Origin of the sequence: Streptomyces sp. NPDC049585, from assembly GCF_040675615.1 — a bacterium.
In the GTDB taxonomy this organism is placed as follows: Bacteria; Actinomycetota; Actinomycetes; order Streptomycetales; family Streptomycetaceae; genus Streptomyces; species Streptomyces luteosporeus.
In genome coordinates, this window is the sequence record NZ_JBFAPE010000009.1 from 196,743 (window position 1) to 204,265 (window position 7,523).

8 protein-coding genes are annotated in these 7,523 nt (G+C 73.3%); 6 read left to right on the plus strand and 2 right to left on the minus strand.

The annotated features are described in order from the left end of the window. Positions 1–135: 135 nt before the first annotated feature. The 4 genes from AB0K17_RS13665 to AB0K17_RS13680 all read left to right on the plus strand — a co-directional run bounded on the left by AB0K17_RS13665 (position 136) and on the right by AB0K17_RS13680 (position 4,653). Entirely contained in the window at positions 136–1,380 is a 1,245-nt protein-coding gene (locus AB0K17_RS13665; protein WP_365983059.1) for an allantoate amidohydrolase, read from the plus strand. Further along, a complete protein-coding gene (locus AB0K17_RS13670) occupies positions 1,371–2,705 on the plus strand; it encodes a formimidoylglutamate deiminase (protein ID WP_365983060.1) in 1,335 nt (444 codons plus the stop codon). Before AB0K17_RS13665 ends, AB0K17_RS13670 begins: the two co-directional genes overlap by 10 nt. Before the next feature lie 20 nt (positions 2,706–2,725). Further along, positions 2,726–3,907 carry an imidazolonepropionase gene (hutI, locus tag AB0K17_RS13675; protein WP_365965979.1) on the plus strand — a complete coding sequence of 394 codons (1,182 nt, stop codon included), beginning with the start codon at positions 2,726–2,728 and terminating at the stop codon, positions 3,905–3,907. A 65-nt stretch (positions 3,908–3,972) separates the two neighbouring features. Next, positions 3,973–4,653, plus strand: a complete 681-nt coding sequence (locus tag AB0K17_RS13680; RefSeq protein ID WP_365983061.1) for a hypothetical protein — start codon at positions 3,973–3,975, stop codon at positions 4,651–4,653. Here AB0K17_RS13680 and AB0K17_RS13685 read toward each other — a convergent pair. Together AB0K17_RS13685 and AB0K17_RS13690 are read right to left on the minus strand one after the other, a co-directional pair. Further along, the gene (locus AB0K17_RS13685) at positions 4,554–4,994 is read right to left on the minus strand and encodes a nitroreductase family deazaflavin-dependent oxidoreductase (protein WP_365983062.1); all 441 of its coding nucleotides are present in this window, start codon (positions 4,992–4,994) and stop codon (positions 4,554–4,556) included. The two genes, AB0K17_RS13680 and AB0K17_RS13685, sit on opposite strands and share 100 nt — an antisense overlap. 98 nt (positions 4,995–5,092) lie before the next feature. Beyond that, positions 5,093–5,977, minus strand: coding sequence for an RNA polymerase sigma factor SigF (locus AB0K17_RS13690; protein ID WP_365965976.1), 885 nt, complete (start codon positions 5,975–5,977; stop codon positions 5,093–5,095). Positions 5,978–6,239: 262 nt separating this feature from the next. Here AB0K17_RS13690 and AB0K17_RS13695 point away from each other — a divergent pair, with 262 nt between their 5' ends. Further along, the gene (locus tag AB0K17_RS13695) at positions 6,240–6,608 is read left to right on the plus strand and encodes an STAS domain-containing protein (RefSeq protein ID WP_365965975.1); all 369 of its coding nucleotides are present in this window, start codon (positions 6,240–6,242) and stop codon (positions 6,606–6,608) included. A 143-nt stretch (positions 6,609–6,751) separates the two neighbouring features. Then, the gene (locus tag AB0K17_RS13700; RefSeq protein ID WP_365983063.1) at positions 6,752–7,249 is read left to right on the plus strand and encodes an ATP-binding protein; all 498 of its coding nucleotides are present in this window, start codon (positions 6,752–6,754) and stop codon (positions 7,247–7,249) included. Positions 7,250–7,523 lie beyond the last annotated feature (274 nt).

Sequence of the window (7,523 nt, forward strand, 5' to 3'; positions counted from 1 at the left end):
GGGCCCAACGGGGTTGTGGGCAATCGTTCCGCAGGGCGATGGGGGCACCTCCCAGCGGTAGCCGGGGGAGGGTGGGCACAACCCGACCACCGGGCCGCACCGGACCACGAAGGCACGGCCCACCCGGGCCCCGGGATGGTGCCGCGCGGGGCGGGGGAAAGGCCCGCCACAGGCGGGTCCTCCTTCCACGAGATGTGGCGGGACCTCGCGCCCATCGGGCGGAGCTCCGACAGCGGCGGCTACCGCCGCTTCGCCTGGACCGGCGCCGACGGCGACTGCCGGAGCTGGTTCCGCTCGCAAGCGGAACAGCGCGGCCTGACCTACGAGGTCGACCGCAACGGCAATCAGTGGGCCTGGCTCGGCGACCCCGCCGCCGGCGACGCCGTCGTGACGGGCTCGCACCTGGACTCCGTCCCCGACGGCGGCGCCTTCGACGGCCCCCTCGGCGTCGTGTCGTCCTTCGCCGCCCTCGACGAGCTGCGGGCCCGCGGCGCGGCGCCCACCCGACCCCTGGCCGTCGTGAACTTCGGTGACGAGGAGGGCGCCCGCTTCGGGCTGGCCTGCGTCGGCTCCCGGCTGACCGCCGGGCAGCTGACGCCGCAGGCGGCCCGCGAGCTGCGGGACGCGGACGGCGTCAGCCTGCCGCAGGCGATGGAGCGTGCCGGCTACGACCCGGACGCCATCGGAGCGGACCCCGAGCGCCTCGCCCGCATCGGCGCCTTCGTCGAGCTGCACGTCGAGCAGGGCCGGGCCCTGGCCGGGACGCCGCACGCGGTGGGTGTCGCCTCCGCGATCTGGCCGCACGGCCGCTGGCGCTTCGACTTCCGGGGCGAGGCGAACCACGCCGGCACCACCCGTATCGAGGACCGCCGGGATCCGATGCTGACGTACGCCAACACCGTGCTGGCCGCACGGAAGAAGGCGCACCTGGCGGGTGCCCTGGCGACGTTCGGCAAGGTCGCCGTGGAGCCGAACGGCGTCAACGCCATCGCCTCCCTGGTGCGCGGCTGGCTGGACTCGCGCGCCGCCGACGAGGAGACGCTGGCGGCCGTGGTCGCCGAGATCGAGCGGGCCGCGACCGAGCGCGGGGCCCGCGACGGGGTCGAGGTGACGGTGACGCGGGAGTCCTTCACGCCGGTCGTGGAGTTCGCGCACGGCCTGCGCGACGAGCTGGCGAAGCTGCTGGGCGGCGTGCCCGTGCTGCCCACGGGCGCCGGCCACGACGCCGGTATCCTGTCGGCCGCCGTGCCCACCGCCATGCTGTTCGTGCGCAATCCCACCGGTGTCTCCCATTCGCCGGCCGAGACGGCCACCGAGGACGACTGCGTGGCCGGGGTGGCCGCACTCGCCGACGTACTGGAGGGGCTCGCGTGCAGGTGACGTACTGGGCGGAGCACGCGTGGCTCGACCCGGCGGTCGAGGACGGCGTGGTCATCGAGGTGGCGGACGGCCGCATCACGGCCGTGCGCACGGCCGTACCGGCCCCGCCGCCGGGCGCGGTACCCCTGCGCGGCCTGACCCTGCCGGGGCTCGCGAACGCGCACAGCCACGCCTTCCACCGCGCCCTGCGCGCCCGCACCCAGGCGGGCAACGGGACGTTCTGGACGTGGCGCGAGGTGATGTACGGGGTGGCCGACCGGCTCACGCCCGACGGCTACTTCGCCCTCGCCCGTGCCGTCTACGCCGAGATGGCCCTCGCCGGCATCACCTCCGTCGGGGAATTCCACTACCTCCACCACGCCCCCGGCGGCACCCGCTACGCCGAGCCCAATGCCATGGGCGAGGCCCTGATCGCCGCCGCGGCCGAGGCCGGCATCCGCATCACCCTCCTCGACACCGCCTATCTCTCCTCCGGCTTCGGGGAGCCGCCGAACGCGCACCAGCTGCGCTTCTGCGACGGCACCGCCGAGGCCTGGGCCGAGCGGGCCGGTGGGCTCAAGCCTGCCGAGCACGCGCGCATCGGCGCGGCCGTGCACTCCGTGCGGGCCGTGCCGGCCGACCAGCTGGCGATCGTCGCCGACTGGGCCGCCCGGCACGAGGCGCCGCTGCACGTGCACCTGTCCGAGCAGACCGCCGAGAACGATGCCTGCCGCGCCGCGCACGGCCGCACCCCCACCCGGCTGCTGGCCGACCACGGTGTCCTCGGCCCGCGCACCACGGCCGTGCACGCCACGCACCTCACGGACGAGGACGTCGCGCTGCTCGGCGGCTCGCGCACGGGCACCTGCATGTGCCCGACCACCGAACGCGACCTCGCCGACGGCATCGGACCGGCGGTCGCCCTCCAGCGGGCCGGCAGCCCGCTGTCACTGGGCAGCGACAGCCACGCCGTCATCGACCTGTTCGAAGAGGCCCGCGCCATGGAGCTCGACGAGCGCCTGCGCACCCGCACCCGCGGTCACTGGACGGCGGCCGCCCTGCTGCGCGCCGCCACCGCCGACGGCCACGCCTCGCTCGGCTGGGACGACGCCGGCCGGATCGGGGCGGGCGCGCTCGCGGACTTCACGACGATCGCGCTGGACTCGGTCCGTACGGCAGGACCGCCCGCGCTGCTGGGCGCCGAGACGGCCGTATTCGCGGCGACCGCAGCGGACGTCCGGCACACGGTGGTGGGGGGCCGGCACGTCGTACGGGACGGGGAGCACCGGCTCGTGCCCGACGTGCCGCGGACCCTGGCCGAGTCGATCGCCGCCCTGTACGGCTGACGCCGAGGACCGGAGCAAGCATGAGCACGGCAATCATCAACATCAGCAGTCTCGTCACCAACGACCCCTCCCTCGGCGAAGGCCCCCTCGGCCTGATCCAGGACGCGGCGGTCGTCGTCGACGGCGACCGCGTCGTGTGGATCGGTGCGTCAAGCAAAGCACCCGCCACTGACAACGCCGTCGACGCCGGCGGCCGGGCCGTCGTCCCCGGCTTCGTCGACTCCCACTCCCACCTGGTCTTCGCCGGGGACCGCACCGCCGAGTTCAACGCCCGTATGTCCGGGCGCGGCTACACCGCCGGCGGCATCCGCACCACCGTCGCCGCCACCCGCGCCGCCACCGACGAGCAGCTGGAGGCCAACCTCCTGCGCTACCTCGACGAGGCGCTGCGTCAGGGCACCACCACCCTGGAGACCAAGTCGGGGTACGGCCTGACCACCGCGGACGAGGCGCGGGCGCTGCGCATCGCCGCGGCGCACACGGACGAGGTCACCTACCTCGGCGCCCACGTCGTCGCCCCGGAGTTCGCCGACGACCCGGCGGGCTACGTCGAGCTCGTCACGGGCGGGATGCTCGACGCCTGCGCGCCGCACGCCCGGTGGGTCGACGTCTTCTGCGAGCGGGGCGCCTTCGACGGCGACCAGGCGCGGGCGGTGCTGACCGCCGGCATGGCCCGCGGCCTGGTCCCGCGCGTGCACGCCAACCAGCTCGGCCACGGCCCCGGTGTGCAGCTGGCCGTCGAGCTCGGTGCCGCCTCCGCCGACCACTGCACCCACCTGAGCGACGCCGACGTCGACGCGCTGGCGTCCGGCACCACCGTCGCCACGCTCCTGCCGGGTGCCGAGTTCTCCACCCGCGCCCAGTGGCCCGACGCGCGACGGCTGCTGGACGCGGGCGTGACGGTCGCGCTGTCCACGGACTGCAACCCCGGTTCGTCCTTCACCAGTTCGATGCCGTTCTGCATCGCGCTCGCGGTGCGCGACATGGGCATGACCCCCGACGAGGCCCTGTGGTCCGCCACGGCCGGCGGCGCGGCCGCCCTGCGACGCGAGGACATCGGCCGGCTGACCCCGGGCGCCCGGGCCGACCTGGCGCTGCTGGACGCCCCCTCGCACGTCCACCTCGCCTACCGCCCCGGCGTCCCGCTGGTCTCGGCGGTGTGGCGCGGCGGCGCCTTGGCCCACGGGTCGCCTCGGGGCTGACTCGGGGTCGCATCAGGGGTGTTCCCGGAGGCCGGGGGCGCCGCGGGCCGGAAGGATCCTTTCCCATGAGGAACACGACGTGGGGACGGGCGGCCTTCACCGCCGGACCGCTGTGCATGGTGGCCTACGGCCTGCTGCGCCTGATCGACGACCGGCACGGCCCGGGCCCGGACTGGTCGCTGGGGCACCTGGCGCTGCTGGCGGGCCTGCTGCTGTTCGTCCCCGTGTTCGCCGGGCTGCGCGACCGGGCGGCCCGGGGCCGGGGCCCGGTGGCGCGCGCCCTGGCCGCGTCCGGCGCCGTCGTGGGCCTGGCCGGTGCGGCCGCCGGTGCCGTGCAGGCGGCCGTCGACCTCGCCGTCGCGTACTGCTCCGCCGACCGCGCCACCATGGACCGCCTCTTCGCGCACGTCCAGAGCGTCCCGGGCGTGATGCCGGTCGTCTACACGGTCGGCCCGGTGCTCTTCTACGTCGGACTGGTGCTACTGCTCGTGCAGTTGGCGGCGCAGCGCGCGATCGCACCGTGGCGGCCGGTCGCCGTGGTGGCCGGCGTGGTGGTCACGGCGGCCACCTTGGACCTGATCCCGGTCGGCGGGCTGCTCTTCCTGCTGGCCCTCGCCCCGCTCGGCCCGCGGGGCGAGGACGGGGTTCAGCCGGCGGTGCGCTCCAGTGCCACGACGGGGACCTCCCGTCCGCCGCGTGCCGCCCGCTCCCTGAAGTCGGCGAAGGAGGGGTCGACGGCTATCTGAAGGGTCCACGCCTCCTCGGCCTGCGGCCCTTCCAGGAACCGGGCGCGTACGGCGTGGCGCTCGGTGCCCACCTCGACGGTCGCCTCGGGCACCGCCACCAGGTTGTGGTACCAGCCGGGCGCGGTGGGGGAGCCGCCGTTGGAGGCGAAGACGATCAGTTGCCCGTCGTGGGGGAGGTAGACCAGCGGCGTGGTGCGCAGCAGTCCGCTGCGGGCACCGCGCGTGGTGAGCAGCAGCAGGTTCCTGCCGGCGAAGGGGCCGCCGACGCGGCCCTCGTTCCTGCGGAACTCCTCGATGACACGGAGATTGAACGGGTTGCTGTTGACAGCGTTGTTCGTCATGACGACCACGCTATGCCGCGCGGGCACACCGCGTGCGCCGCACGGGACGATCGATTCCCGTGCGACGCACACGAAGCGGTGATGACCGCCGCCGGCCGCTAATCCTCCGTCAGCAGCCCTCTGCGCAGCTTGACGAGAGTGCGCGAGAGCAGGCGCGAGACGTGCATCTGCGAGATGCCCAGCTCGTCGCCGATCTCCGACTGCGTCATGTTGGCGACGAAGCGCAGGGAGAGTATCCGCCGGTCCCGGGGCGGGAGTTCGGCGATGAGGGGCTTGAGGGACTCGACGTACTCGATGCCCTCCAGCCCGTGGTCCTCGTAGCCGATGCGGTCGGACAGCGCGCCCTCGGGCTCGTCCTCCTCGGACTGGGCGTCGAGGGAGCTGGCGGTGTAGGCGTTGCTCGCGGCCATGCCTTCGAGGACCTCGTCCTCGGAGATGCCGAGCCGCTCGGCGAGTTCGCCGACGGTGGGCGAGCGGTCGAGCTGCTGGGCGAGTTCGTCGCCGGCCTTGGCCAGGTCGAGCCGGAGCTCCTGCAGCCGCCGGGGCACGCGCACCGACCAGCTCGTGTCGCGGAAGAACCGCTTGATCTCGCCGATGATGGTCGGCATGGCGAAGGTGGGGAACTCGACGCCGCGGCTGAGCTCGAAGCGGTCGATGGCCTTGATGAGGCCGATGGTGCCCACCTGGACGATGTCCTCCATCGGTTCACTGCGGGTGCGGAACCGTGAGGCAGCGAACTTCACCAGGGCCAGGTTGAGTTCGACGAGGGTGTTGCGTACGTACGCGTATTCGTGGGTGCCCTCTTCGAGCGACGCGAGACGCGCGAAGAGCGTCTTCGAAAGGGCGCGCGCGTCGACGGCGCCCACCTCGTCGTACGGGGGGATCTCGGGGAGCCCGGCGAGGCCGGGTTCATCGTGCTCGAACGGGGTAGTCGACGAGGCGGCTTCCGTCTCGGAATGCTTTTCGTCGAGCCGGGGTGACATGGGTCTCCTCCATCATTCTCGGCATATGGCAGCCGGTGCCGTGACCTCTTTGCTGCGGTTTGCGGCGCCTCCGAAGCCGTCCGTGGTGGATGTGACCCTCTAGCCCTACCGGTCTTCACCTCCCGATGGCAAGTCCTTTATGTCCATATTCGCCAGCTTTGGCGGAAGTTCAGCTTCCGGACGGGCGTAGGGAAGGCGTAGTGTTCCGGGGGGATTCTTCAAGCGCCACGCGGGCACAGGACAAAGGCACGAAGGGGAGCGCATGGATCGCGGGATGGTCGGCAACGCCAGCAGGGGCCGGCTGCATGTGGAGGTCCGGCGCCAGGGGGCCAGCACGGTCGTCTCGCCTTCGGGTGAGCTCGATCACCACACGGCGGAGCTGTTGCGCGAGCCTTTGGAGGAGTGCGCCGGACAGAGTGGCGCACGCATCGTGGTCGACTGCTCACGGCTCGACTTCTGCGACTCCACGGGACTGAACGTCCTGCTCGCCGCCCGGATGATCGCGGAGTCCGCGGGCGGCTCCGTCCACCTCGCCGCCATGACCCCCGTTGTCGCTCGCGTGTTCGAGATCACGGGCGCCGGGGCCGTCTTCACCGTGCACGACACGCTCGACTCCGCCCTGGCCGAGTAAGAGGTCGCGCTGGTTCCGTTGCCCTGCTCACAGGGTCCCGCCGCAATCCGATGGTGTTCCTCCGATTCCGGCGGGCAGGAGACAGCTGAAATCCGTGGAAGATGTTCGTGTACGTATAGGTGAATCGGTGAGGTGAAGCGCTGATGAGCACCACCCGGGCGTGCCCACCGCCGGACGGACCGGGCCGGGAGCAGGGAGGCCCCGCTTCCGCCGGCTCCCCGGCACCGGCCGCACGGGCAGCCCGCCGGCTTCGCCTCGTGGGGGTCGGCGGCGCCGTGCCGCTCTCCCGCGACTTCACCCGGCAGGCCCTGTACGACTGGGGCTGGCTGCCCGCGGCCACGGCGGACCACCGGGCGGCGGCCGAGGACGTCCTGCTGGTGGTCTCCGAGCTCGTCACCAACGCCTGCCTGCACGCCGACGGCCCCGAGGAGCTGTGCGTCAGCCGTTCGGGCAAGGTCGTGCGGCTGGAGGTCAGCGACCTGGGCGCCGGCACCCCGACCCCGCGCAGCCCGCACCGGGCGGGGCGGCCGGGCGGCCACGGCATGTTCATCGTGCAGCGACCCTGCCTCGACTGGGGGGTCACCCGGCAGGAGGGCGCCGTGGGCAAGACGGTCTGGGCCGAACTGGCCGGGCCGTCCTAGGCGCCCCGTAGGGGCGCGGGGAACTGCGCGATCAGCCAGTGACGGCCCGCAGTCGACGCGCCGGGGGCGAAGCGCGGCACCCCGTCTGCGGGCGCGTCGTGGCTTGTCGCGCAGTTCCCCGCGCCCCTACGGGGCGCCGTGGTGGCTGCGTGACGAAGATCCGCCGGACACGGCCTAGGTGTGTTGTCCCGGGACGTTGGTGACACGCGTGCTGGGTGCTTGAACGGGTGAGGGCCTTCTGGCTCGGTGGGGATTGCGACATCTCAACCGACTG

What these genes read in the sequence shown, in the direction of transcription:
- AB0K17_RS13665 (WP_365983059.1), top strand. Translation starts at nt 136, where the DNA reads ATGGTGCCGCGCGGGGCGGGGGAAAGGCCCGCCACAGGCGGGTCCTCC.
- hutI (WP_365965979.1), top strand. Translation starts at nt 2,726, where the DNA reads ATGAGCACGGCAATCATCAACATCAGCAGTCTCGTCACCAACGACCCC.
- AB0K17_RS13680 (WP_365983061.1), top strand. Translation starts at nt 3,973, where the DNA reads ATGAGGAACACGACGTGGGGACGGGCGGCCTTCACCGCCGGACCGCTG.
- AB0K17_RS13685 (WP_365983062.1), bottom strand. Translation starts at nt 4,994, where the DNA reads ATGACGAACAACGCTGTCAACAGCAACCCGTTCAATCTCCGTGTCATC.
- AB0K17_RS13690 (WP_365965976.1), bottom strand. Translation starts at nt 5,977, where the DNA reads ATGTCACCCCGGCTCGACGAAAAGCATTCCGAGACGGAAGCCGCCTCG.
- AB0K17_RS13695 (WP_365965975.1), top strand. Translation starts at nt 6,240, where the DNA reads ATGGATCGCGGGATGGTCGGCAACGCCAGCAGGGGCCGGCTGCATGTG.
- AB0K17_RS13700 (WP_365983063.1), top strand. Translation starts at nt 6,752, where the DNA reads ATGAGCACCACCCGGGCGTGCCCACCGCCGGACGGACCGGGCCGGGAG.